This is a genomic window from Kribbella sp. NBC_00482, assembly GCF_036013725.1.
In the GTDB taxonomy this organism is placed as follows: Bacteria; Actinomycetota; Actinomycetes; order Propionibacteriales; family Kribbellaceae; genus Kribbella.
In genome coordinates, this window is the sequence record NZ_CP107881.1 from 2,754,262 (window position 1) to 2,777,511 (window position 23,250).

Annotated in this window: 19 protein-coding genes; 8 read left to right on the plus strand and 11 right to left on the minus strand. The window is 68.5% G+C overall.

Going from position 1 to position 23,250, the window contains the following annotated elements; all coding sequences use genetic code 11:
* Nucleotides 1-67: 67 nt before the first annotated feature.
* The 3 genes from OHB24_RS13920 to OHB24_RS13930 are packed head-to-tail and all read right to left on the minus strand — an operon-like array spanning nucleotide 68 to nucleotide 3,104.
* A complete protein-coding gene (locus OHB24_RS13920; RefSeq protein WP_327639421.1) occupies nucleotides 68-1,552 on the minus strand; it encodes a class I SAM-dependent methyltransferase in 1,485 nt (494 codons plus the stop codon).
* Nucleotides 1,552-2,601, minus strand: coding sequence for a pseudaminic acid synthase (gene pseI / locus OHB24_RS13925; protein ID WP_327639422.1), 1,050 nt, complete (start codon nucleotides 2,599-2,601; stop codon nucleotides 1,552-1,554). The genes OHB24_RS13920 and pseI overlap by 1 nt, the downstream gene beginning before the upstream one ends.
* Complete coding sequence (locus OHB24_RS13930; RefSeq protein ID WP_327639423.1) at nucleotides 2,598-3,104, minus strand: GNAT family N-acetyltransferase; 507 nt, start codon at nucleotides 3,102-3,104, stop codon at nucleotides 2,598-2,600. Before OHB24_RS13930 ends, pseI begins: the two co-directional genes overlap by 4 nt.
* Before the next feature lie 98 nt (nucleotides 3,105-3,202).
* Here OHB24_RS13930 and OHB24_RS13935 point away from each other — a divergent pair, with 98 nt between their 5' ends.
* Nucleotides 3,203-4,768 (plus strand): glycoside hydrolase family 10 protein, encoded by a 1,566-nt coding sequence (locus OHB24_RS13935; RefSeq protein ID WP_327639424.1) that lies wholly within the window; start codon nucleotides 3,203-3,205, stop codon nucleotides 4,766-4,768.
* Nucleotides 4,769-4,772: 4 nt separating this feature from the next.
* Here the strand turns inward: OHB24_RS13935 and OHB24_RS13940 are convergent, their stop codons facing one another.
* Nucleotides 4,773-7,187: a hypothetical protein gene (locus tag OHB24_RS13940; RefSeq protein WP_327639425.1), complete on the minus strand. Its 2,415-nt coding sequence runs from the start codon at nucleotides 7,185-7,187 to the stop codon at nucleotides 4,773-4,775.
* A 311-nt stretch (nucleotides 7,188-7,498) separates the two neighbouring features.
* Between OHB24_RS13940 and OHB24_RS13945 the strand changes: the two genes are divergently transcribed.
* From OHB24_RS13945 to OHB24_RS13955, 3 genes are read left to right on the plus strand one after another with little or no spacing between them, the layout of a single operon-like run.
* On the plus strand, nucleotides 7,499-7,750 hold the full coding sequence (locus OHB24_RS13945) for a phosphopantetheine-binding protein (RefSeq protein WP_130387009.1): 252 nt from the start codon (nucleotides 7,499-7,501) through the stop codon (nucleotides 7,748-7,750).
* Between the two features lie 8 nt (nucleotides 7,751-7,758).
* Entirely contained in the window at nucleotides 7,759-9,000 is a 1,242-nt protein-coding gene (locus OHB24_RS13950; protein WP_327639426.1) for a class I adenylate-forming enzyme family protein, read from the plus strand.
* Nucleotides 8,993-9,742: an SDR family NAD(P)-dependent oxidoreductase gene (locus OHB24_RS13955; RefSeq protein ID WP_327639427.1), complete on the plus strand. Its 750-nt coding sequence runs from the start codon at nucleotides 8,993-8,995 to the stop codon at nucleotides 9,740-9,742. The genes OHB24_RS13950 and OHB24_RS13955 overlap by 8 nt, the downstream gene beginning before the upstream one ends.
* Here OHB24_RS13955 and OHB24_RS13960 read toward each other — a convergent pair.
* Nucleotides 9,739-11,130: an FAD-binding oxidoreductase gene (locus tag OHB24_RS13960; protein WP_327639428.1), complete on the minus strand. Its 1,392-nt coding sequence runs from the start codon at nucleotides 11,128-11,130 to the stop codon at nucleotides 9,739-9,741. The two genes, OHB24_RS13955 and OHB24_RS13960, sit on opposite strands and share 4 nt — an antisense overlap.
* A gap of 175 nt (nucleotides 11,131-11,305) precedes the next feature.
* On the opposite strand from OHB24_RS13960, the gene OHB24_RS13965 reads away from it, so the two are divergent.
* Both OHB24_RS13965 and OHB24_RS13970 read left to right on the plus strand, forming a co-directional pair.
* Complete coding sequence (locus tag OHB24_RS13965) at nucleotides 11,306-12,511, plus strand: DUF2786 domain-containing protein (protein WP_327639429.1); 1,206 nt, start codon at nucleotides 11,306-11,308, stop codon at nucleotides 12,509-12,511.
* The gene (locus OHB24_RS13970) at nucleotides 12,508-13,026 is read left to right on the plus strand and encodes a dTDP-4-dehydrorhamnose 3,5-epimerase family protein (protein WP_327639430.1); all 519 of its coding nucleotides are present in this window, start codon (nucleotides 12,508-12,510) and stop codon (nucleotides 13,024-13,026) included. The genes OHB24_RS13965 and OHB24_RS13970 overlap by 4 nt, the downstream gene beginning before the upstream one ends.
* Here the strand turns inward: OHB24_RS13970 and OHB24_RS13975 are convergent.
* Entirely contained in the window at nucleotides 13,007-13,585 is a 579-nt protein-coding gene (locus OHB24_RS13975) for a TetR/AcrR family transcriptional regulator (protein ID WP_327639431.1), read from the minus strand. The two genes, OHB24_RS13970 and OHB24_RS13975, sit on opposite strands and share 20 nt — an antisense overlap.
* Before the next feature lie 122 nt (nucleotides 13,586-13,707).
* On the opposite strand from OHB24_RS13975, the gene OHB24_RS13980 reads away from it, so the two are divergent.
* Complete coding sequence (locus OHB24_RS13980) at nucleotides 13,708-15,183, plus strand: MFS transporter (RefSeq protein WP_327639432.1); 1,476 nt, start codon at nucleotides 13,708-13,710, stop codon at nucleotides 15,181-15,183.
* Here the strand turns inward: OHB24_RS13980 and OHB24_RS13985 are convergent.
* From OHB24_RS13985 to OHB24_RS14000, 4 genes are all read right to left on the minus strand, one after another.
* A complete protein-coding gene (locus OHB24_RS13985) occupies nucleotides 15,172-16,152 on the minus strand; it encodes a GNAT family N-acetyltransferase (RefSeq protein ID WP_327639433.1) in 981 nt (326 codons plus the stop codon). The two genes, OHB24_RS13980 and OHB24_RS13985, sit on opposite strands and share 12 nt — an antisense overlap.
* Nucleotides 16,153-16,188: 36 nt before the next feature.
* Nucleotides 16,189-17,229: an alpha/beta hydrolase-fold protein gene (locus OHB24_RS13990; protein ID WP_327639434.1), complete on the minus strand. Its 1,041-nt coding sequence runs from the start codon at nucleotides 17,227-17,229 to the stop codon at nucleotides 16,189-16,191.
* Between the two features lie 15 nt (nucleotides 17,230-17,244).
* Nucleotides 17,245-18,915, minus strand: a complete 1,671-nt coding sequence (argS, locus tag OHB24_RS13995) for an arginine--tRNA ligase (protein ID WP_327641061.1) — start codon at nucleotides 18,913-18,915, stop codon at nucleotides 17,245-17,247.
* A 129-nt stretch (nucleotides 18,916-19,044) separates the two neighbouring features.
* Complete coding sequence (locus tag OHB24_RS14000) at nucleotides 19,045-21,126, minus strand: bifunctional glycosyltransferase/CDP-glycerol:glycerophosphate glycerophosphotransferase (RefSeq protein WP_327639435.1); 2,082 nt, start codon at nucleotides 21,124-21,126, stop codon at nucleotides 19,045-19,047.
* Between the two features lie 24 nt (nucleotides 21,127-21,150).
* On the opposite strand from OHB24_RS14000, the gene OHB24_RS14005 reads away from it, so the two are divergent.
* A complete protein-coding gene (locus tag OHB24_RS14005) occupies nucleotides 21,151-21,924 on the plus strand; it encodes a cell filamentation protein Fic (RefSeq protein ID WP_327639436.1) in 774 nt (257 codons plus the stop codon).
* Between the two features lie 276 nt (nucleotides 21,925-22,200).
* Here OHB24_RS14005 and OHB24_RS14010 read toward each other — a convergent pair whose 3' ends face one another.
* The gene (locus tag OHB24_RS14010; RefSeq protein ID WP_327639437.1) at nucleotides 22,201-23,004 is read right to left on the minus strand and encodes an HAD family hydrolase; all 804 of its coding nucleotides are present in this window, start codon (nucleotides 23,002-23,004) and stop codon (nucleotides 22,201-22,203) included.
* Between the last annotated feature and the right edge of the window lie 246 nt (nucleotides 23,005-23,250).

Sequence of the window (23,250 nt, forward strand, 5' to 3'; positions counted from 1 at the left end):
GGGTGGGGGCTTGGGGTGGTGGTTGAGGGGGCTTGGGGCGGGGGCTTGGGGTGGGTGGGTTGAGGGGTTAGCGGCGGGCGATCAGGAGTTGGTGGGTGATGGGCCAGTCGACGGGGGTGCCGTTGGGGGTGGTGATGGAGGCGACGGGGGTGATGCGGTTGTTGATGACCCAGTCGTTGCGCCAGGCGGTTGAGGACGGGTCGATGGTGAAGCCGGCGCGTTCGGCGACGGTGGTCCAGCCGGCGAAGTTCAGGCCGCAGAACTGTTCGTGGGTCTCGCTCAGCCAGTTGTCGACGTAGTCCTTCCGGGTCAGGAAGTCCATCGCGTCGGCGAGCCGCAGCACCAGCCCGTCGGCGCGGACGTCGTACCCGAACGGCACCTTCGCGTTCCGCCGGAAGTCGTGGGCGAACTGGAAGAACCGTGCACGCGTGGAGAGTTTTCCGACGTACGACGCGGGGTCGTCGAGGGACTCGAGCTCCGTGATGTCGTCCGGGTTCTCGCCGTCGCTGTCGTCGAGCCGCAGTACGACGGGACGATCCGGCTCGTCGGGGCCGCAGACGTCGGAGTTGATCCAGACACCGTTCGGGGTCGTGTGCGCGTAGAGCGCGTCCGCGAACCGCTGGACCGTATCGGGCCGCGAACCGTCGGCGTACGACCAGATCTCGTGGGTGAGTGCGAGTGTCAGCGTGGTGTCGATCGACCGCGGTGGGAACACCGCGGAGCCGAGCATGTTGCGCTGGTAGAAGTAGACGTTCGGGTTGCTGAACAGGCCCTGTTCCTTCTTGTGCTCGCACTCGGCGAACAGGTGCCGGGCGACCTCCACACCGATCAGATCGGACTCGTGAAAGCGTGAATCTGCATCGATGAGTTGCAGGGTCGCGCCGGTCGCGCAACCGATGTCGAGAATCCGTCCAGGGCGGACAAACGCCTTGATTTGTTGCCACTTCCGGTCGGCGGCGGTCTCGAACGCGTCGGCGTACGTCTTGTAGTCGCGGGTCGTGGTGAGCCCGCCGTCATCGCCGACCACGGGGTCGTTCACGCAGCGCGCGACGTGTGCGTCGAGGGCGTAGCGCTCGAACACGTCGACGGTCGCCGGATGCGCGAGCTGCTTCCACTGCTCGTTGCCTGCAGCAATCATCAGCAGCACGTCCCACGGTCGCGCCGTACCTTCGGGCTCGACGCCGATCACGGAGTACCCGAGCTTCTCGTACAGCTTGCTCACCTCAGGCGTCGAGCACGCCACCACCGTGTTCTCCGGCGTCAACCGCACGAGATCGTCTGTCCCGGCCTCGATTGCCTTTACTGTCACCTCGGCGAACTCGTCCGTCGGTGGAGTATCAACCACTCCCACCACCAGCGACCGGATCCCTTCGGCCACGCTGAACCGCTCGATCGCCGCCTCCCGCCGGTCGAACGCCACCGGGTTCCGCTTCGTCGTCCGATGATTCGCCGACGTCACCGCCCACACCACAGTCCGGTCCGCGAACTGCCGCAGAAACTCGCCCTGGAAGCGGGTCAGGACGTGATGCCGTCCGGGGAACAGCAGGTACATCAGAGCAGGTCCCAGGTCAGGGGAGTGCCGGCCTTGGCGTCGGTGCGGAACGGGCGGCCCTCGACCTGCGTGAACAGGTCGGGCGCGAGGCCGCCGGCCGGGCGGATCGAGCGGACGTTCTCGAAGGTGATGAGGTCGCCCGCGCGGACGTCCTGGGTGACGAACAGAGAGCGGCGGAAGCGGAGGACGTTCTGTTCTGCCTGCTTCGGGCCGATGACCGGCTCGCCGAGTGACAGCTGCGCGATCCGCGTGCTCTCGACGAGCAGCTCCAGCTCCCACGGCTCCAGCGAGAACGCCGAGTCGACGCCGCCGTCGACGCGCTTCAGCGTCACATGCTTCTCGATCACCGTCGCACCGAGCGCGACGGCGGCCACGGCGGCGCCGATTCCCATCGTGTGATCGGAGAGGCCGACCTGTACGCCGAGAGCGTCGCGAAGGACCGGGATACCGCGGAGATTGGACTGCTCGGGCGGTGCGGGGTAACTCGCCGTACAGGACAGCACGATGATCTGCTCGTTGCCCGTCGACCGCGCGGCGCGGACCGCGGCGTCGATGTCGGTGAGCGTCGCAGACCCGGTGGAGATGATGATCGGCTTCCCGGTCTCCGCCATGCCGCGGACGAGCGGCAGGTCGCCGATCTCGTTCGACGCGACCTTGTACGCCGGGACGTCGAGCTTCTCCAGGAAGTCGATCGCGGTGCTGTCGAACGCGGACGAGAACGCGACCAGGCCGAGAGACTTCGCGAGCTCGAAGATCGGCTCGTGCCACGCCCACGGCGTGTGCGCCTCCTCGTACAGGTCGTAGAGCCGCGCCTCGCTCCACAGTTCGTGCTCCGCCGGCAGCCGGAAGGCCGGCAGGTCGAGGTCGAGCGTCATCGTGGCCGCGGTGTACGTCTGCAGCTTCAGCGCCTGCGCGCCGGACTCGGCGACCGCGCGGACGATGTCCAGCGCCCGCGCCAGGTCGCCGTTGTGGTTCCCGGACATCTCCGCGATGACGAACGGCTGGTGATCGGGCCCGACCGGCACGCCGCCGATCTCGATGGTGCTCATACTTTCCCCTGGGTTCTACGGTCCTGCTTGCGCAGGCTGATCGGAATCACGGTGATCTCGCGTCCGCCGGCGTACAGCGTCTCCGGCTCGCCCTCGGCGAACCGGAACCGCCGGTTCATCTGCCGGACCACGGTGTTGTGTTCGAGCACCTCTCCGGTGAGCACCTCGAGGCCGAGTTCGTCGAACGCGTACGCCGTGGCCTCGCGCATGATCTCGATCCACGCCGGTAGCGTCTCGCCGCGCTCCGCGAGCCCGTCCGCGTCGAGGAAGAACCCCCACGCGCCGGTCGTCCCCTCGAGGTCGAAGAAGTTCACCACTCCGGCGACGCCGTCCCGCTCGTAGATCAGCACCCGCCGGGAGGGGTCGGCCGAGGTCTTCGCCCACCAGGCCGCGTGCTCGTCGGCGGTGATCTCGTGCGAGGTGATGCTCACGTCGCGGTTGGCCTGCTGATTCCGCAGCCGCCGGATCGTGTCGACATCATGTTCGGTAGCGGCGCGCAGCATGCTCTTAACCTAGCGCCATCCAGCCGAGCGCTGTTCTTCAAGTGGCTTGGTGTGTAAACATCTTTCGACTTCACCTTGAACTACGGTCGGAGAGTGACATGAGAGTCTGGCGAGCCATGGGCGTTCTGGGCGTGACAGCGGGGCTGTTGCTGAGCGGATTGACCGGTACGGCGTCAGCCGCCGATCAACAGAACTGTGCGCCGAGCGCGTCCACCCCGCTCCGGCAGTTCCGGGCGAGTTGGGTCGCGTCGGTGGTGAACATCGACTGGCCGTCGAAGACCGGGCTGAGCGCCGCGCAGCAGCAGACCGAGCTGATCGGCTGGCTCGACGACGCCGTCCGGCAGCACCACAACGCGGTCGTGCTCCAGGTCCGCCCGACCGCGGACGCCTTCTGGCCGTCCAAGGTCGAGCCCTGGTCGCAGTACCTGACCGGAACGCAGGGCGGCAACCCCGGTTACGACCCGCTGGCGTTCGCGGTCGCCGAGGCGCACAAGCGCAACCTCGAGCTGCACGCGTGGTTCAACCCGTACCGGCTCTCGATGGGCACCGACATCAACGCGCTCATCCCGACGCACCCGGCGCGGCAGCACCCGGACTGGGTCGTCACGTACGGCGGGAAGCTCTACTACAACCCCGGCATCCCGGCGGCCCGCAAGCTCGTCGAGGACGCGATCATGGACGCGGTCAAGAACTACGACATCGACGGCGTGCACTTCGACGACTACTTCTACCCGTACCCGGTGGCCGGTCAGGTCTTCGACGACGCCGCGACGTACGCGCAGTACGGCGGCGGCTTCTCGAACCTGCAGGACTGGCGGCGGAACAACATCGACCTGCTGATCCAGGAGCTCAGCGGGAAGATCCACGCGGCCAAGCCGTGGGTGAAGTTCGGCATCTCGCCGTTCGCCGTCTGGCGGAACAAGGCGACCGACCCGGAGGGCACCGACACCACCGCGGGCGTCCAGACGTACGACGACCTCGCCGCCGACACCCGCAAGTGGGTCCGCGAGGAGTGGATCGACTACATCGTCCCGCAGGTGTACTGGGCCGGTGGGTTCGCGCCGGCGGACTACAACAAGATCGTGCCGTGGTGGGCGGAGCAGGTCCGCGGTACGCACGTCCACCTCTACATCGGCGAGGCGACGTACAAGGTCGGTACGTCGACGCAGTCGCCGGACTGGTCCGACCCGGCCGAGCTGAGTGACCACCTGGCGTTCGACAGCACGATCCCCGAGGTGAAGGGCAACATCTTCTTCTCCGCGAAGGACGTCCGCGCGGACCGGCTCGGTGCGACCACGCTGCTCAACAACACCTGGTACACGCGGCCGGCGCTGATCCCCGCGATGCCGGCTCTCGACTCGCGAGCGCCTCTCCCGGTGCACGCCGTCCACGCGTCGCGCACGAATGACGGCGTACAGGTCAAGTGGTCCAGGACGTCGAAGGACACCACGTCGTACGCGATCTACCGCCGGGAGCTCCGCGGCGGAGACCACTGCCCCGACAACGACGCCCGCAACCTGGTCGCCACGGTCCGCTCGACCGGCGCCGCCCAGTCCTACACGGACACCACGGCCACACCCGGTACGGCGTACATCTACTCCGTGACCGCCCTGGACCGCCTCGCCAACCAGAGCATCCCGATCCCCGCGGTCACCATCCGCTGAGCCGCTACGGGCTCTTGAGTCCCGGCGTGGTGGTGATCTGCGTCGGGACGGGGCTCGTGGGGAACGTCGGGGTGGTGGGGAAGGCCGGCGTGGTGCTGGTTGGTGGGCCGGTCGGGACGGGTTGGGTCGACTGGCTGGGGAACTGCGTGCCGGTCGGGAAGCTAGGCGTGCTCGACGGGAAGCCTGGGGTTGGGCTGCCTGTGGGGGACGGCGTTCTGGTGGGGAACGGGTTCTCCGGAGGCGGCGGGTAGATCTGGTAGACGCGGACGGTTCCTACCTGGAAGCGGAGTTCGGTCAGCTTGTCCAGGTTCTTCGGCGGGGCGCTGACGCGCTCGTCGAGCAGCAGCCATTGGACGCCGTACGTCGTCCGCAGCGTCTCGATCAGCTGGCGGCTCGGGTTGCTGAACACCTCGTCGTTCAGCCGCAGCTCCTCCTGGTCCCAGTACGGTCCCTGCACGCCGGCGGGGTAGGTGTCGTCGACGCGCGCCCGGTAGGCCCAGCCCTCCACGAGCACGCGGCGTTCGGCGTACCCGGAGATCCAGTACGAACCCGTCTGGCAGTGCGACGCCCGCGGCTGGTGGCAGTGGATGTTCGTGGCGATCCGGTCGTTCGAGCCCGAGTTGCGCCGGATGAAGCGCGCCGCCTCGATCCCGCCCGGCGCGATCGACTCGTACGACGTCAGTGGCGGGTTCGCGAACCGTCGTACGGACGCCACCGTAGGCGACACCGTCGTACCGACCAGCACCGCCACTGCGATGACAGCCCAGGTACGTCGGGAGCCGCGCAGGATCAGCCCGAGTACGCCGATCCCGAGCACGGCGATCACGAGCGCGACCGTGAGGCCCTGCCCGAAGCAGTTGACCGTCGTACACGACCTCGGCGACCGGTACCGGCCCCAATAGATCGCGGCGACCCCGATCGCGAGCGCGATCCCGGCGACCCAGTACTGGCGGCCCTCGAGCGAACCCAGCCCCCAGGTCGCGAGCAGCACGCCGAACACGAACCCGGTCCGCACGAAGAACAGTTGGGTCTCCCCACGATCGGCGAGCAACGACGCGCCCAGCACCGCCGCCGCGAACCCGAACACCAGGAACACCACCATCGGATCCCGAGCCACCCGCCGCCTGATCAGCAACGCGCCGACCACCGGCATGACCCACCCGACGACGACCACGGCCGCGATCACCGCGACCGCGGATCCACCGCCCATCCGGTCCGCGAGACTCTCGAACGTCGCGCCCGGATCGAACCGCACACTCGACGCCGCGCCCTGCAGTACGAAGAAGAACGTCAACGCATAGGCCGCCGCAACGCCGACGCCGAGCACCAGCGCACGCAGGTTCAGCCGGCCCCTGCGAACCGTCAGATAAATCCAAGCAACCGCGAGCCCTGTCGCGTACACAGGCAGCGTCGTCGCCTTCGTCAACGCCAACGCGGCAACCAGCACCCCCGCAGCGACAAACAGCCGAAACAACTCAGCCCGGGTCGTCCCCGGACGCCGTCGCAACAGCACCGTCGTCACCGCGATCAACGGCAGCAACAGCACTGTCGAGAACGCCTGCGGCGGATTCGTCAGCCCGCCGAGCGAGAACGGCCCGTCCGCGAACACCCGATCCGACACGGCCCACGGCCAAGCCACCAGGTCGCCGCCGGCCACCACGAGGCCGGCAGCGATCGGAGCGGCGACCGCACGACCGGTCAGCAGCATCCCGACCGCGGCCGCACCCAGCACGGTCAGCAGGATCCAGGCGAACGGCGCCATCCGATGCGTCAGTACGTCGAGCGGCACGCTGGTGATCCAGTGCGTGGACGCGATGTGGTCGTACGCCGCCCAGTGGCTGGTCAGCCACCCGCCGTCGGCGTACGGGATCTTCGGCGGGAAGTGGTGCGTGACCTCACCGGCCAGCGCGAGATTGTGCGGTGCGTCGGAGTTCGGCCGCAGTGCGTCGGATCCGTCCAGCGGGACGAGTTGCGAGCCGACCCGGACGAACCAGGCGGCAGCGACGCCGACCGCGACCATCATCCCGGCCAGCGACCACCACGGCGTCGGCCGCTCCGGCAGTTTGCGACGCGGCAGCGCCCGCCACATCCCGAGCGCCAGCGCCGGCATCAGCAACGCCGCGAACGGCATCTTGAACAGCATCCCGAGCGGGTAGAGCAACGCCTCGACGGCCAGCCCGAACGCCGTACCCAGGATCACGTCCGCCGACAACCAGCCGACGCCGCCGGTCAACCGCCGCCAGAACATCGTGCCCGGTACGACGATCACGATCAGCAGGTAGGCGAGGTACGCGGCCGGCATCCACGGCGGATGCTCCTGCAACGCCACGAACCAGGCCAACGGCAGCACCGGCAAGCTCACCCAGGCCGCGGTTCGCTTGCCGCGCCCGGCCGCCCGCCGCTTCCCCGGTCTGATCATCGGCAAAGTGTATGAGTCCGAAGAGATCGGTTCGTGGCCGGTGAGGCGTTTACCGGCGGGAAGTTCGCCTTTACACTCTGTAATCTCCCAGCCCCCGCAGTGTTCGGGAGGTTCGATGGTCGTGCAGCACATCGCCGGCCTGCCGGTGGAGGAGGTCCTGCTGGCGGCACTCGCCGCCGCGGGCCCCGTGATCGCCTTGATCGGCTGGGAGATCAGCAGCCGAATCAAACGCCTGAAAGCGCGGGTACGTCGTCGCGGGACCGGACCGGACCCCGACACCGCCCCGCCGAGGGACGCTAGGCTTCGGACTTATGAGTTCGGTGGATCGGAGTCGGGTCAGGGAGTTGATGGGTGAGGTGATGACGGCCCAGGGCCGGGCATTGCCGGCCGAGGACACGGCGGACCTGCGCGAGATCGGGTTCCGATCGCTGGACTTCTCCGAGCTGGCCCTCCGTGTGGAGGACGAACTCGGCGACGAGCTGAACTTCGATGCCCCTGGGCTGCGCCGGATCGCGACGGTCGGCGACGTACTGGACTTCATCGAGCAACTCCAGTCAGCGTGACGGCCCCGATGCCTGGGCGGCGCCGCACCACCGCGCTGATCGGCGACGACAACACCGTCGTCGTCGCCGGCCAGCGCCTGACCTGGCGGACGCTGCGCAAACTGCCGCAACTGCCGTCGCCCGCGGCCGTGCTGGTCGACAACGGCGCCGACGCGCTCGCCGCCCTGCGCCACCATGCGGTGCACGGGACCGAGCTGCTGGTCGCGACCGAGTCCCGCGTCGACGAGCGCATGCGGGAGGAACTGGGCGAGTCAGGATTCGCGATTGTCCTGCCCGATGGGGCAATCACTGTCCCGCGACTGAAGCGGGTCGAGGAGTCCGGTCGGGCCTGGCTGCTCACTTCCGGCTCCACCGGCCGCCCGAAGCGCATCGGCCACACCCTGGAGTCGCTGACTACCGTCACCGCCGACCAGCCGCCGCGCACCTGGCTGCTGCCGTACTCGCCCGGGACCTACGCCTGGTGGCAGGTCGTCACGCTCTCACTGACCCAGGCCGATCAGGGCCTGGTCGTGATCGAGCCGAGCGAACTCGAGGAATGGCCGAAGATCGCCACCGAGCACGGCGTCACGGCCGCCTCCGGTACGCCGACGTTCTGGCGGCAGGCGATCTACCGCGATGCCGACGCGCTCGCCGGCGTACCGCTGGAGCAGATCACGCTCGGCGGCGAGCCTGTGGACCAGGCGATCCTCGACCAGCTCCGGGAGATCTTCCCGACGACGCGGATCTCCTGGATCTACGCCTCCTCGGAAGTCGGCGCCTCGATCGTGGTGCACGATGGCCAGGCCGGGTTCCCGAGGACCTGGCTGGACCGCGACCCGCACCCGGAACGCCCGGTCCTGAGTGTCGACGGCGACGAGCTCGTCATCCGCTCGCCGCACCACGGCGCCGGCCAGATCGGCGCGGTCCACACCGGCGACCGGATCGAGTACGACGGGGACCGGGTGCTGATCACCGGCCGCCTGGACACCGACGAGATCAACGTCGGCGGGTCCAAGGTCTCGGCCGGCGTGATCCGCAACGTGCTGATGGGCCACCCGGGCGTGTCCTGGGCGCGGGTCTTCGCCCGCAAGGCGCCGTTGGTCGGCCGGATGGTCGCGGCCGAGGTGGTCCCGAACCGGGCGCTCGGCCCGATCACGGACGCCGACCTGGTCCAGTGGTGTTCGACCCGGTTGCCGGACTACGGCGTACCGCGGCGGATCAAGTTCCTCGACCAGATCCCGCAGAAGGAAACCCTGAAGAGCGATGTCTGAAGCCCCCAGTGCCGTCCCGCCGGCCTCTGTCGTGCTGGTGTCGGGCGGTTCCCGCGGTCTCGGTCTGGCGATCGTCGCCGACCTGCTCGCGGCCGGTCTCAAGGTCGCCGCGTTCGCCCGTACGGTCACGCCGGAGCTGAGCGCGCTCGGCGAGAAGTACCCGGACCACCTGCACTACGGCTCGGTCGACATCAACGACAGCGCGGCCGGGCAGGCGTTCGTCAAGGCGGTCGAGAGCACGCTCGGTCCGATCGATGCCTTGGTCAACAATGCGGCGATCGGGCAGGACTCGCTGCACGTCCACACGTCCGCGGACCACCTGGCCGAGATCATCCGGACGAACCTGACGTCGCCGCTGATCCTCACCCGCTTCGTCCTGCGCCGGATGCTCGCGAAGGGCCTCAAGGGCCGGATCGTGAACATCACCTCGATCTGCGCGCAACGCGGCTACCCCGGCCTGGTCGCGTACTCGGCCACCAAGGGCGGCATGGACGCGGCCACCCGTTCACTCGCTCGTGAACTCGGTGGCCGCATCCTCGCCAACGCGGTCGCGCCGGGGTTCTTCGCCTCGGAGATGTCAGCGGTCCTCGGCCAGACCCAGCTCGACCAGATCGTCCGCCGCACGCCGACCGGTCACCTGACCGAGCCGGAGGACGTCCTTCCGGTCGTCCGCATGCTCCTCCTGGAAAACACGAACCTCAACGGCCAGGTCCTGGTCGTGGACGGCGCTGCTTCCATTTAGGGCTTGATGTTCTGGTTTCGGTGGAAGACGTTGTCCGGGTCGTACTTCCGCTTGATCTCCAGGAGCCGCTCGTACTTGTCGCCGTACGACGCCCGGATCCGGGCCTCGTCGGGCTCGGTCATGCCGTTCACGTAGCTGCCGATGTCGGCCGTGTACGGCTGCATCGTGTCCCAGAACGTCCGCACCCACGCGCGTTCTGCGTCCAGCGCCTCGGGGACCGGCGTCGTCGCGATCACGAACATCGCGTAGCGCTCGGTGCGCTGCCCGCTGAACGCGGTCGCGTCGTCCGCGGTCTCCAGGTAGCCGTGGTCGAGGTGGTAGAACATCGTGACCGACAGCGGCGACGTCTTCTGCGGGAACTGCTCGGTGATCACGTCGATCGCCTCGTCGGTCAGCGCCTCGAGGTACGCGCCCTTCTCGTAGTGGTACATCCCCCAGTCGTTCGGCTCGTCGATCGACTGCTGTACGGCGACGTACGGCATCGGCGTCGCGAACTCGAACAGCGGTGGCGGGAGCGTCCCGCGCAGTTGCTGCATCGCGTCGGCGTGCTGCTCGGGCGACCCGAATCCGACCGCGATGGCGGCGTACCCGACCTTGAAGTGGTGCTCCTCCGGGACGAAGGGTGCCGGCGGCGCGTTCAGGCAGGCGATCACCACGTTCACCTCGCGCGGCAGCGCCGGGACCACCTCGCGGGCGGCCCGGAACAGTTCGGCGCCCTGCTCCGCGTCCCAGAACGCGATCCCGTAGTTCACGATCGGCCCGGCCGGGTGCAACCGGAACTCGAACTCGGTGACCACGCCGAAGTTGCCGCCGCCACCGCGGACGGCCCAGAACAGGTCAGCGTTCTCGTCCGCCGCGGCGCGCCGGAGGCTGCCGTCCGCTGTGACGATCTGGACCGACTCCAGGTTGTCGATGCTGAGCCCGTGCAGCCGGGTCAGCAGACCCATGCCGCCGCCGAGCACCAGCCCACCGACTCCCGTGTGGCTGACGATGCCGGCAGGTACGGCGAGAGCGTGTTCCTGCGTCGCGGCGTCGAGATCCCGGAGCAGCGCACCACCGGCGGCGCGGGCCCGGCGGGCCTCGGGATCCACCGACACCTGGTTCAGCAGGCTCAGGTCGATCATCAGGCCGTCGTCCACCGACGACAGCCCGGCCATACTGTGCCCGCCTCCGCGGACAGCGATCTCCAGTCCCTCGGCCACCGCGTACCGGACCGCGGCCTGCACATCCGCGGCCGACCGTGGCCGCACAATCACCGCCGGATGCCGGTCGTGGTCGGCGTTCCAGAGACGCCGCGCCTCGTCGTACCCGTCCTCGCCCGGCCGCAGTGCCAACCCCTCCAGGCCCGCGCGTAACGCGTCGAATCCGGTCTCCGCAAGCTGAGTCATTGCTTCCCCTCCCCGATGTGATGGCGTCAGGCTAGGCGCCTGGCCCCCTGTCGACAGCGGCCTTTCGTGCAGACCTTCGGGCTGTCTTCAGTCAGCGTCGGGAGTCGGGGGTTTATCCACAAGGGACCGGATTCCCGTTTGGGTGGGAACTTCGCTGGGTGTCAGACTCGACAGCGTGAGTGACCAGGAAATCCTGCGGTTGTTACCGATCACGGCAGCGGTCGTTGCCGTGCGTGACGATCGCGCCGACGCGCATCTGGCCCAGCTGGGTGCGTACGACGAGCGTGACCAGGCGCAGGTGGATCGTTGCGTGCAGGCGTTCCTCACCGGTCTGCTCCGCACCGCCTGGGAGCGCGGCTGGGCGCCGACCGATGTGGTCCAGCACGGCCGCCGCACGCTGGACGCCGGCGTCGAGCCGTTGCTGCTGGCCGCGATCTCGGCCGAACACCGCGGTTACCGGCCCGCCACCATCGACCCTCATTGGCTCGGCCAGCTCGCAGATCTCGGCGTGCCGCAGCCGTTCACCGAGCTGAGCCTGACCGCTTGGGCGGCGGGTGCCCGCGTCGGCCGCTACCTCACGCTGCATCACGCCCTGTCCCTGGCCGGCTTCCTCCAGACCCTGCCGGTCCTGGCCCGGCTCTACCCCCTGCCCGGTACGACGGTCCGCCGCACGCAGCCCGCCGTACCGGCGAACGGGAAGATGCTGGCGCGGATCCGCGGCCTGCTCGCGAAGGCGGAGGCGACCGAGTTCCCGGATGAGGCGGAGGCTCTGTCCGGTAAGGCGCAGGAGCTGATGGCCAAGTTCTCTCTGGACAGTGCCCTCCTGGACGCTGAGGTGGAGATCCCGGACGATTCCGCGGGGCGTCGGCTGTGGGTCGAGACGCCGTACGTGTCGGCCAAAGCACAGTTGGTCGGCGCGGTCGCCGCGGCGAATCGGTGTCGCACGGTCGTGATCGAGGATCTGGCCGTCGTCACCATCGTCGGCGCCGAGGTGGACCTGCAGCACACCGAGATCCTCAGCACTTCCCTGCTCGTGCAGGCGAACCGGGCAATGCTTGCTGCTGGCAAACACATTGGTTATCGAGGTGAGTCCCGGACGCGGTCGTTCCGGCAGTCGTTCCTGATGGCCTACGCGCAGCGGATCGGCGAGCGCTTGGAGCAGACCGCCGCGGCGACCCAGGCCGCCGTACCCGAAGCGGCTGCGGACCGTCTGCTGCCGGTGCTGGCCAAGCGCGAGGAGCAGGTGGACGCGTTGTTCACCCAGCTGTTCCCGAACACGACCACCCGGCGGACCCGCATCACCAACGGCGCCGGATGGAATGCGGGAATGACAGCCGCCGACCAGGCCCAGCTTGAGGGCCGCCGGCAGGTACGCCGGTGAAGGTCGAGGAGACCGCAATCCCCGGCGTACGGCGGATCGGGCTGGAGGTGCAGCCGAACGACGACGGATGGTTCAAGGAGAACTTCCACCGCGAGAAGCTGGCCGAGCTCGGGATGGAAGTGGTGCAGCACAACGTCGCGTACTTCGAAGCGGCCGGGATCGTCCGCGGGATCCACGCGGAGCCCTGGGACAAGTACCTGTCGCCGTCGTCCGGGCGGGTGTTCGCCGCGATCGTCGACCTCCGCTCCGGCGACGGCTTCGGCCAGGTGGAGACGTTCGAACTCGGTACGTCGGATGCGCTCTACGTGCCGCGTGGCGTCGGGAATTCGTTCTGCACGCTGACGCCGCACACGACGTACAACTTCCTGGTGAACGAGCACTGGACGCCGGAGCGGGTGACCGTGAACCTGTTCGATCCGGAGCTGGCGATCGCGTGGCCGCTCGAGCAGCTCGAGTACACCGAGCGGGACGCCGGGAACCCTTCGCTGGCAGAGGTCAGGAGGCAGCGGGCCTGAGCCCGCAGAGCACGATGTCGAGCAGGCGGTGGGCCTGCTCGGGCTCGATGTCGCGGCCCATGTTGATGCCGCCGACGAGCCGCAGGACGTCCATCAGCTCCAGGTCGGGCCGAACCTCGCCGGCCGCCTTCGCCTTGTCCAGCAGGAGATGTCCGGCCTCCTGCACGTTCGCCTTGCAGATCTGGAAGAACGGCGATTCCTTGCCCAGCTCAACGGTCAGTTCACTGGCCAGGCTGCCCTTGGACAGTCCGTACCCGAGGAAGCTGCGCAGCCACGCCGCCAGGGCTTCGAAGGGCTCCAGCTCCCGGTCGAAGTCGTACGCGCGGTCGCAGACTGACTGGATCTCGTCGACGTAGACCGCCTCGAGCAGCGCGGTCCGGCTCGGGAACCGGCGGTACAGCGTGCCGATGCCGACCCCGGCCCGGCGGGCGATCTCCTCGAGAGAGGTGTCGGTGCCGTGCTTCGCGAACGTCTCCCGGGCGGCCGTCACCAGGCGGTCGTAGTTCCGGGCCGCGTCCGCACGGGTCGGCCGTGCGCACGGCAAGGGTTGCGGCGCCATCCAGCCTCCTCGCAGCTCCGCTGAACAATATCGCTTGCAAAGCGGAGGATGCCTCCGTATCGTATCCGGAGGAGCGCTCCGCTTTCTGTCACAACTGTAGCCCCTCAGGGGTAAGGAGCAATATGTCGGCAACATCCACGGCGCCAGGCGCCGGCTCCGGCGCGCCTGCCCGGCGGCCGGGGGTAGTTCTCGCAGTCATCCTGGTCACCCAGTTGATGGTGATCCTCGACGCCACCGTCGTGAACATCGCCATGCCCCACATCCAGCAGTCCCTGCACTTCAGTCCGTCGAGCCTGTCGTGGGTGCAGAACGCCTACGCGCTCGCGTTCGGCGGTCTGCTCCTGCTCGGCGCCCGCGCCGGTGACCTGCTCGGTCGTCGCCGGGTGTTCATCACCGGTGTCATCGTCTTCACGTTCGCCTCGCTGCTCGGCGGTCTCGCGCCGAACGCGGAACTGCTGCTCGCCGCCCGGGTCCTGCAGGGCATCGGCGGCGCGATCGCGGCACCGGCAGCTCTGACCCTGCTCATGCTCACCTTCCGCGAAGGCCCCGAGCGGATGAAGGCACTCGGCTACTACAGCCTGATCTCGTCCGGCGGCGGCAGCGTCGGCCTGGTACTCGGGGGCATGCTGACGGACTGGGCGTCCTGGCGCTGGGGCCTGTTCATCAATGTCCCGATCGGTATCGGCCTGGTCTTCGCGGCCCGGAAGGTGCTGACCGAGACCGAGCCGGAGACCGGCCGGTTCGACGTGGCCGGCGCGCTCACCTCGACGCTCGGCATCACCTCGCTCGTCTTCGGCTTCATCAGGGTCGCCGACGCCGGTTGGTCGGCGGCTGAGGTACTGGTCGCGTTCGCGGCCGGTGTCGTCCTGCTGGTCTCGTTCGTGTTGATCGAGCGTCGCGTCAGCCACCCGATCGTCCCGCTGCGGCTGTTCAAGTCCGCTACCCGGTCGGCGTCGTACCTGACCATGCTGCTGGTGGTCGGGACGATGTTCGGGATGTTCTTCTTCCTGACCCAGTATCTGCAGGGCGTGCTCGCGCTGAGCCCGCTCGCGGCCGGTCTGGCCTTCCTGCCGATGACCGGTCTGCTGTTCACCGCGTCGCGCATCGTGCCGAAGCTGGTCGCCCGGGTCGACAGCGCCAAGCTGATGCTGATCGGTTCCACGCTGGTCGCGCTCGGCACGGTCTGGCTGACCCGGCTCGGGTCGCACAGCACGTACCTGCACGACGTGGTCGGTCCGCTCCTGCTGTTCGGCGCGGGCGCCGGGATGATCTTCATCCCGCTCGTCGGCCGGGCCATCTCGGGCGTCGCTCCGGAGGACGCGGGGGCCGCGTCCGGCATGCTGAACGTGGTCCAGCAGGTCGGCGGCGCGCTCGGCCTGGGCATCCTGGTCACGATTTTCGGTACGGCGAGCCGCAACTCGACGGCGACGATCCCCCGCGAGGTGCTGGTCGACGGCGTCCACGCCGCGTTCGTCGGAGCGCTGGTCTACGCCGCGGTGAGCCTGGCGATGATCGTGTTCACGGTCCGTCCGTGGCAGTGGTTCCGCGGTAAGCCCGAGCTCGTCGAGACCCCGGTCGTCGTGGACTCACACGTCTGACGGGATGGGCAGCGCGTAGCTGGTGAACTTCTTGTGAGTGGTGAAACCGAGGTTCTCGTACAGACCGAGCGCACCGGTCGGGTTGTCGGCGTCCACGCCGAGCGCAGCCCGCTGGTAGCCGGCCTGTGCGGCCTCGGCCAGCACCTTCGCGATCGCCCCGCGGGCCAGACCCCGGCCGCGGTACGCGCGCCGCGTGCCGACCTGGCCGATGTACAGCTCCCGGACCCCGGTCACTTCGGTGTCGGCCTCCCATTCGTAGCCGTTGACGTACGCCGCGACGGTCTCACCGTCCAGCACCAGGTACGACTGCGCGCCACGGAACGCCCGCGATCCGACGTTCCGGGATCGCCAGACCGCCGGGTCCGGCGGCGCCCAGCCCCAGTGGTCGGAGAAGGCCTCGAAGTGGGCCAGCCGCAAAGCTTCTTCGTACGACGGGTCGTACGACGTCAGCCGCAGTCCGTCGGCGATCGACGCTTCGGGCACCGGCTGGTCGAGCGGCCGCTGCATGTCGAAGAAGAACCGCTCGGCCTTGAAGCCCAGGCTCTCCAGCAAGCTGGTCGCGCCGACGTTGTGACTGGCCGCGCCGACGTCGACCTGGCCGGGAAAGTCCGGGTGGGTGGCGGCGTGCAGTTCGCCGGCCCGCTGGGTCAGCCAGTTCATCAGCTTCGTACCCAGGCCGCGCCGGCGCCACTCCGGGTCGATGGTGCCCCCGACGTGCACCCGGTCGACGTCCACCACGGACGGCCGGATGTGAGCCATGCCGTAGCCGATCATCCGGCCGTCGGCCCACAGGCTGATGCTGTTGCGAGCGAGGTCGACGTTCGGGCGGTCGAGCTGTTCAGCGAGATCCTCCGCGCCGAAGTTCTCGCCCTCCTGGTCGACCTTCTCCGCGGCAGCCGTCAACGCCGCCCACGCCTCGACGTCGCCCTTCTCCATCGGGCGCGCCTGGATCCCCTCCGGCCAATTCATGGCTTGAAGGTACGACGTTCGCGCAGTGACGGCACGTCAATTAGTCAGTTGCTCGGCGAGCCAGCGCACCGCCATCGGGTAGCGGAACTCGATGCCGCCGTGGGTGCCCTCGAACAGCTCGAAGTGGATCCGCTCGTCCGTGAGACCGGCCGCCCGCGCAGCGCGGTGGAACGCGGTGGCGCCGAGGTCGAGGTAGTACTCGTCCTGCCGGCCGGCGTCGATCCACACAGCGCGCAGCGATCGCAGTGCGTCGGCGTACTGCGGTTCCTTCACCATCTCGACCGGGTCGCGGGACAGCCAGCGCGCCCAGATCTCCGGGACGATCGCGCCGAGGTCGTCGAACGGCAGTAGTACGGTGCCGTCGGCCTCAGCGGAGTACGCCGACGCGTAGCCGTAAATCTCCAGCAGGTGCAGGTCCTCGTTGGTGGTCCGCCCGGTCTTGGTTGCGAGCACCTCGAAGTACTTCTCGTAGCTGCCGTCGTACTTGTCTCGCAGCGTCCGCGCGCGCTCCGGGAACTCCGGCCGGTAGCAGACGTCGAAGAGCGCGTCACCGGCGTGCGTCGCGAGCGCCCCGAACACGTCCGGCCGTAGCAGCGGCGTCACCATGGCGGTGTAGCCGCCGCTCGACTTGCCGGTGACCGCACGGTGATCGCGGTCCGGGATGGTCCGGTACGTCGCATCGACCCACGGCACGATCTCGTCGCACAGGTACGACTGGTACTGCCCCGTCCCGGGGGAGTCGAGGCACTGGCTGCCGCCGTACCTCGTCCACGAGTCGACGAACACCACGACTGCCCGCGGCACGCTCTCGTCCTGGAACATCGCGTCCAGCAGCTCAGGGTACGGCTGCCGGAACGGGACCCGGTTGAACCACATGCCGACGTGACCGGTGTACCCCATCGTCACGTAGATCGACGGGTACCGCTCGGCGGACTTGCCAGGGTCGTCGTACCCCGGCGGCAGGTACACCAGCACCGGCCGCTCGTGCGGGTCGCCGAGCGGGTTCCCGCGCAGCAACTCACTTGTGTACGTCGTCTGGTCCAGGCGTCCCTTGAACTCGGCCGACCACGGCAGCATGGGTCCTCCAGTCACTCACATCGCGTCAGGGGCCTCGATCCCCAGCAGGCCGAGTCCATCCTGCAACACCTTCCGTGTCGCTGTGCAGAGGGCGATCCGGCTTGCTCTCGTCGCACCCTCGCTGCTCAGCACCGGGCACTGCTCGTAGAAGGTCGAGAGGGCGGACGCGACGTCGTACAGGTAGGTGCAGAGTCTGTGCGGCTGGAGCGTCTGGGCGACCTGCTCGACGGTGGCGCCGAAGCCGGTGAGTAGGAGGGCGAGCCGCTGCTCAGCCGGGTCCTCAAGCTCGGTGAGCTCACCCCTTGTCCCCGCTTTGGAAAGCAGCCGGGTGAGCCGGGCGTGCGCGTACTGGAGGTACGGGCCGGTGTTGCCGGTCATCGCGACCATCCGGTCCAGGTCGAACACGTAGTCGTTGCCCCGGTCGCTCGACAGGTCGGCGTACTTGACCGCGCCGATCCCCACCGCCCGTGCGGTCGCGGCCCGGTCGACGCCCTCCCGGCCGGCCAGCAGCGCGTCGGCCCGGGCGACCGCGCTCTCCAGCAGGTCGACGAGCTTGACGGTGCCGCCTTCTCTGGTCTTGAAGGGCTTTCCGTTCGGACCGAGCACGGTGCCGAACTCGACGTGTTCAGCAGATGTCGCCGGTGGCAGCCAGCCGGCCGCCCGCGCGAGCGTGAAGATCATGTCGAAGTGCAAGGCCTGCCGGTGGTCCACGACGTACACGATCCGGTCCGCGTGCAACGTGCTCACCCGATGCCGTACGGCGGCGAGGTCGGTCGCGCTGTAGCCGAATCCGCCGTCGGACTTCCGCACGATCACCGGCAGCGGATCGCCGTCGCGGCCGAGGAATCCCGGCAGGAAGGCGCACATCGCGCCGTCGGACTCGGTCAGCAGGCCTTGCCGTTCGAGTTCGGCCACGACCTGCGGCAGGTCGTCGTTGTAGGCGCTCTCGCCGACGACATCGGTCCGCTGGAGGTTGCTGCCGAGCAAGGCGTACACCTTGCCGAAGTCGTCCAGCGACACGTCGACCATGTGCCGCCACATCGCCCGCGTCTCCGGATCACCCGACTGCAACGCGACGACCCGCAGCCGCGCCTTGCCGGCAAAGGTGCCATCCGCATCGAAATGCTTCCGGCTCCGTTCGTAGAGCTGCTGCAATCCCTCCAGATCAAGGGATTCCGCGGAGATGTCATCCTCGAGCAGCTGCTCGATCATCATCCCGTACTGCGTGCCCCAGTCGCCGACATGGTTCTGCCGAATCACGTCGTACCCGGCGAACTCGAGCACGTTGCACAACGCGTCGCCGATCACCGTCGACCGGAGATGACCGACGTGCATCTGCTTCGCGACGTTGGGCTGCGAGTAGTCGACGACAACCCGCTGACCGTTGCTGGTAAAGGATTCCGGCTCGTTGACCGCCTTCGCCAACGTCTCCGGCAGCAACGTCAGGTTGATGAACCCTGGTCCGGCGATCTCCGGTGTCGAGCAAAGGTCCTCGACCTGCAACGAGGCGACCAGGCGCGCGGCGACGTCCCGCGGCGGCAGGTCGAGGGCGTTGCCGATCCGGAGCGCGAGATTGCTCTGGTAGTGGCCGAACTCGGGCTTGGTGCTCGACCGCAGCTCGGGATCGTACGACGTACCGAAGACGGACGCGGCGGCAGCGGACAGTCTGGTGGACAGGACAGGCAGAACTGCGGACATGACATAGGTCCTTCAGGAGACGCGACTGGAACAGGCTGAGGTGTTCAGACAGTGCGTCGTCGTCGCAGGCTGAAGCGCACGCGCTGAGCGTGGACAGACTTCAGGCTGATCGACATGTCAGCCATTATGCACGAAGTACGCCGACGGTGCCGGTGACCGCTCGGCCGGCGGCGCGATCGCCGGTACGTCGGTCTCGCCCAGGAACACCCGCCGTACGACGCGTTCCGCCGCACGCCCGTCGTCGAACTCGCAGAACTTCTCCCGGTACAGGTGCCGGTGCTTGGCGGCCTCGGGTGCGGCGAACGTGCCGTTCCGGAGCGCGGCGTACAGCTCCTCCGCGGACCACGCCACGACGCCGGGCGAGAACTCGCCGACGTCGAAGTACGTGCTGCGCCGGTTGTTCTGGTCCAGGTGCAGCAGGATCGGCCGGTCGAGGTTGGCATAGTCGAAGGTGATCGACGAGTAGTCGGAGATCAGTACGTCGGCCGCGAGCATCAGGTCCTCGATCCGCCGATGCTGCGACGCGACCAGGACGCGGGCGTGCTCGCCTGCGGCGGCTGTCAGCTCGTCCAGGTCGACCCGGTCGGGGAGCGTCGGCGCGTACAGGATGACCAGGTGCGAGTCGTCGTACCCGAGCCCGGCCCGGATCGCCCGGACCTCGTCGAGCGTCGCGGTCAGCAGCCGGTCGTTGCGCGGGTAGCCGTACTCGAGCTCCTCGAAGTACGACGGGTAGGTGCGCTCCCAGATCTCCGAGGAGTACCGGTTCGAGGACAGGTTGAAGTCCCAGCGGTCGACCTCGCGCATCACCTCGTCCTTGCCCTCGTCCGGGAAGGTCACGGTCTTCAGCGGCGTACCGTGCTGGGTCTGCAGGTGGATCTGGCCCTCGCGCTTGTCCAGGTTCTTCGGCCAGTTCATGTTGCTGACGAAGTACGTCGCCTTGCCGAGCAGCTTCTCGTACGCCGGGGAGTCCGCGACGACGTACTCGACGCCCTCCGGGATCGCGCCGACATGCTCGTTGTCGACGACCCAGACCCCGCGCAGATGCGGGGCCAGCTCGGCCGCCTTCTCGTAGATCGCCCGCGGGTTGCAGGCGTACTGCTTGAACCAGTAGGCGGCGTACGCGACCAGGTTCGGGTCGAGCTTGCTGCGCCGCAGCAGTTTCTCGACCCTCTTGCGCGGACGCGGGACCTGCAGCATCCGCGCGCTCAGCTTGAGCGTCGAGTAGGTCGCGTAGTCGTCGTGGATCAGCAGCCAGCGCTTGAACCCGCGGGCGGTCCGGTCGGCGCCGTACCCCTCCGGCTTCCAGCGCTTGGCGAAGGCGTGCGCCGCGTGGAAGAACTCGGCCCGGTCGTCGGTGTCGATCCGCTCGGGCTTGGCGAGGACGGCGAGGATGTGGTCCAGCGACCGGTCGAACGTGAACCGGCGCCAGCCGGCCAGCTCGGGGTCGGACTGGATGAACGCATGCACCCGGTCGTACTGGTCGAAGATGTCCCACTGCCGGCGGCCGCTGGTGGCGTGGATGTTGCCGCCGGTCCGATGCTGCCGATAGTGCACGACGATCCGGTCCAGCGTGGCGATCCGCTCCGCGGTCAGCATCGTCGAGTAGGTCCAGGGGGCGTCCTCGTAGAAACCGCTCGTGAACGCGAATCCGTGCCGGGTCAGGAACTGGCGGCGGTAGGCCTTGTTCCAGACCACCTCGAGGAAAGTCAGGAAGATCGGCCGCTCGGCCGCCGTGAACACCCCCGCGCCCTCGCGGGCGAACGCGTCGTGCCGCTGGCTGCCCATCACCCGGCCGTCCCAGAAGACCCGCTCGTAGTCGAACAGCACGATGTCCGGCTGACCCCGGTGGGTTGTGGTGGCGTCGATCCGGCCCGAGATCGCCTCCAGCGAGCCCGGCGAGTAGACGTCGTCCGCGTCCAGGAACAGCACGTACTCGCCGCGGCACTCCTTCAGGCCGGCGTTCCGGGCCAGGCCGAGGCCGACGTTCTCGTCCAGGTGCAGGGCCCGGACCCGCGGATCCGCGGCGGCGTACTCGTCCAGGATCCGGCCGGAGCCGTCCGGGTCCGCGTCGTCCACCCCGATCACCTCGAAGTCGGTGAACGACTGCCCGAGCACCGAGTCCAGACACGGCCGCAGCCAGGCCCGCGAGGCATGGCAGGGGACCACGATGCTGAACCTGGGGACGGTGCCGAGCGCCATGCCACGTCATCCTAGGCTGCAGGCATGAGTACTGACGTGTTCGAGCCACTGGCCGGTCTGGAGGGGGTCGGGTCGGCGGCGCGAGCGGCCCGGGACGCGGTCGACGTACTGCTCCGGGATCGCGGTCTGCGCCGGGTCGGTTCGGACATGACCGCCGAGGCGTTGCTGCGGGGTGCGCACGCCTCCGCGGCGCTGGCCGGCAGCACCGCCACGCCGGACGACGTACGCCGGGGTTCTGCCGACGGACTGGCCTCCGGCGCGGTCCGGATGACCAGTGAACTGATGACGCTCGCGCCGCAGGTGGACAAGGCTCCGGTGCAGGTCTGGACCAGACTGCACCAGTTGGCCGCGGCCGATCTGGTCGCGGAGAATCAGCTGGGCCATCTCCGGACCGGTGCGGAACCGCTGCCGGACGACATCCCGGGGTTGCCGCCGGCGCCCGGTGCGGACGAGATGTGGGAGCGGCTGAGCGCCCTCGCGCAGAACCTCACCCGCCCGACCAAGGCGCCCGGTCTGGTCGTCGCGGCGATCGTGCACGCCGAGCTCGCCGTACTGCGCCCCTTCCCGGCGGCCAACGGACTCGTTGCCCGGGCCGCCGAGCGGCTGCTGTTGGTTGCCCGGGGCATCGACCCGGTAGCCGTCACGGTGCCGGAGGGTGGTCACTATGTGTTGCGGGCGACCTATTCGTCGGGTCTCACCGACTACACAGCGCGAGGATTGACCGGAGTTCGTGATTGGTTGCTGCGGTCCTGCGAGGTCGTGACAAAAGGTGCCGAGCTCTCGCCGCTGGCTTCCTGACACACTTTCCGGGAACGTGCGAACGGCGCTCTCAGATGAGAACGCCGTCGCTGGCACGTTGCCCTGGTTACCATGCGTGCACCTGTCTGCCGCCACAGGACGAGCCTGGGTCGCGCTGCCCGTTTGGGATGGGCTGGTCGCCGCGTGGGTACCTGGGTTGCCGTGCAATCTCTACCGGACCCTGAGGCCCTTTGTTGATTCCTTTGTACTCCTGAAACCCCTTTCTGGGAAGGGGATGCAGCGTCCTTCATGGAGTTGAGAACAATGAAGCTAGCTTCAGCTTTCAGCTCGTCCGGACCGCCGCCGGGAGGCCAGCAGCAGTGCTCCGGCAGCGATCGCCGCGACCAGACCGGCTGCCAGTGCGGGGCGTCGTACCGCGGGGAAACCTGCCCGCTCGGCAGGCTCCGCGAACTCCAGGACCGGCCAGCCGCGCTCGATCGCGAGCCGGCGTAACGCCTTGTCCGGATTGACTGCGTGGGGGTGCCCAACGGCGGCCAGCAGCGGCTCGTCGGTGATCGAGTCCGAGTAACCGTAGGAGGTCGCGAGGTCGTAGCCCTCGGTCGCGGCCAGGGCCTCGATCGCGGTCACCTTGTGCGGACCGTACGCATATTCGGCGATCTCGCCGGTGTACTTGCCGTCGGCAACAACCATCCGGGTGGCGATCACCCGGTCGGCGCCGAGCATCGCGCCGATCGGCTCCACCACCTCGGCGCCGGACGACGACACGATCACCACGTCCCGGCCGGCCGCGTGGTGGTGCTCGATCAGCTCGACCGCCTCGGCGTGGATCATCGGGCGGACGATGTGGTCCAGGGTGTCGGCGACGATCGCCTGCACCGTCGAGACGTCCCAGCCGGTGCACATCGCGGAGATGTACTCCCGCATCCGCTCCATCTGGTCGTGGTCCGCGCCGCCGAGCAGGTAGACGAACTGGGCGTAGGCGCTGCGCAGTACGGTCCGGCGGTTGATCAGGCCGCCGGCGTAGAACGGCCGCGAGAACGCCAGGGTGCTCGAGCGGGCCAAAATGGTCTTGTCCAGATCGAAGAAAGCCGCCGATCGAGCCGTCCCGGGATGCGCCATGCAGTCGAGGATAGGCAGCCGGGAGAAACGCCGGGGGACCCGGGCTTTTGCGTGGGCCGGTATCCCGTTAGACTGGTCGGCAGTGTGACAGTGACACTGGCTGGAAGCACCCGATCGGGTGGGACTGGCGCTTGGGTGAAACCGAATCAGTTGAAATCGAACTGAGATGTGTGAAGCCCGAACTCGGGGGGTACAAACTCTCTGACAGTGGCAGACTGTCGCCTCCTGAACGGCCCCCGGCTCCTC

Coding starts and splice junctions, on each gene's coding strand:
- OHB24_RS13935 (WP_327639424.1), top strand. CDS start 3,203: ATGAGAGTCTGGCGAGCCATGGGCGTTCTGGGCGTGACAGCGGGGCTG.
- OHB24_RS13930 (WP_327639423.1), bottom strand. CDS start 3,104: ATGCTGCGCGCCGCTACCGAACATGATGTCGACACGATCCGGCGGCTG.
- OHB24_RS13990 (WP_327639434.1), bottom strand. CDS start 17,229: ATGCTGCCGTGGTCGGCCGAGTTCAAGGGACGCCTGGACCAGACGACG.
- OHB24_RS13960 (WP_327639428.1), bottom strand. CDS start 11,130: ATGACTCAGCTTGCGGAGACCGGATTCGACGCGTTACGCGCGGGCCTG.
- OHB24_RS13975 (WP_327639431.1), bottom strand. CDS start 13,585: ATGGCGCCGCAACCCTTGCCGTGCGCACGGCCGACCCGTGCGGACGCG.
- OHB24_RS13920 (WP_327639421.1), bottom strand. CDS start 1,552: ATGTACCTGCTGTTCCCCGGACGGCATCACGTCCTGACCCGCTTCCAG.
- OHB24_RS13950 (WP_327639426.1), top strand. CDS start 7,759: ATGCCTGGGCGGCGCCGCACCACCGCGCTGATCGGCGACGACAACACC.
- OHB24_RS13985 (WP_327639433.1), bottom strand. CDS start 16,152: ATGAATTGGCCGGAGGGGATCCAGGCGCGCCCGATGGAGAAGGGCGAC.
- OHB24_RS14000 (WP_327639435.1), bottom strand. CDS start 21,126: ATGGCGCTCGGCACCGTCCCCAGGTTCAGCATCGTGGTCCCCTGCCAT.
- OHB24_RS14005 (WP_327639436.1), top strand. CDS start 21,151: ATGAGTACTGACGTGTTCGAGCCACTGGCCGGTCTGGAGGGGGTCGGG.
- OHB24_RS13980 (WP_327639432.1), top strand. CDS start 13,708: ATGTCGGCAACATCCACGGCGCCAGGCGCCGGCTCCGGCGCGCCTGCC.
- OHB24_RS13945 (WP_130387009.1), top strand. CDS start 7,499: ATGAGTTCGGTGGATCGGAGTCGGGTCAGGGAGTTGATGGGTGAGGTG.
- OHB24_RS14010 (WP_327639437.1), bottom strand. CDS start 23,004: ATGGCGCATCCCGGGACGGCTCGATCGGCGGCTTTCTTCGATCTGGAC.
- OHB24_RS13940 (WP_327639425.1), bottom strand. CDS start 7,187: ATGATCAGACCGGGGAAGCGGCGGGCGGCCGGGCGCGGCAAGCGAACC.
- pseI (WP_327639422.1), bottom strand. CDS start 2,601: ATGAGCACCATCGAGATCGGCGGCGTGCCGGTCGGGCCCGATCACCAG.
- OHB24_RS13955 (WP_327639427.1), top strand. CDS start 8,993: ATGTCTGAAGCCCCCAGTGCCGTCCCGCCGGCCTCTGTCGTGCTGGTG.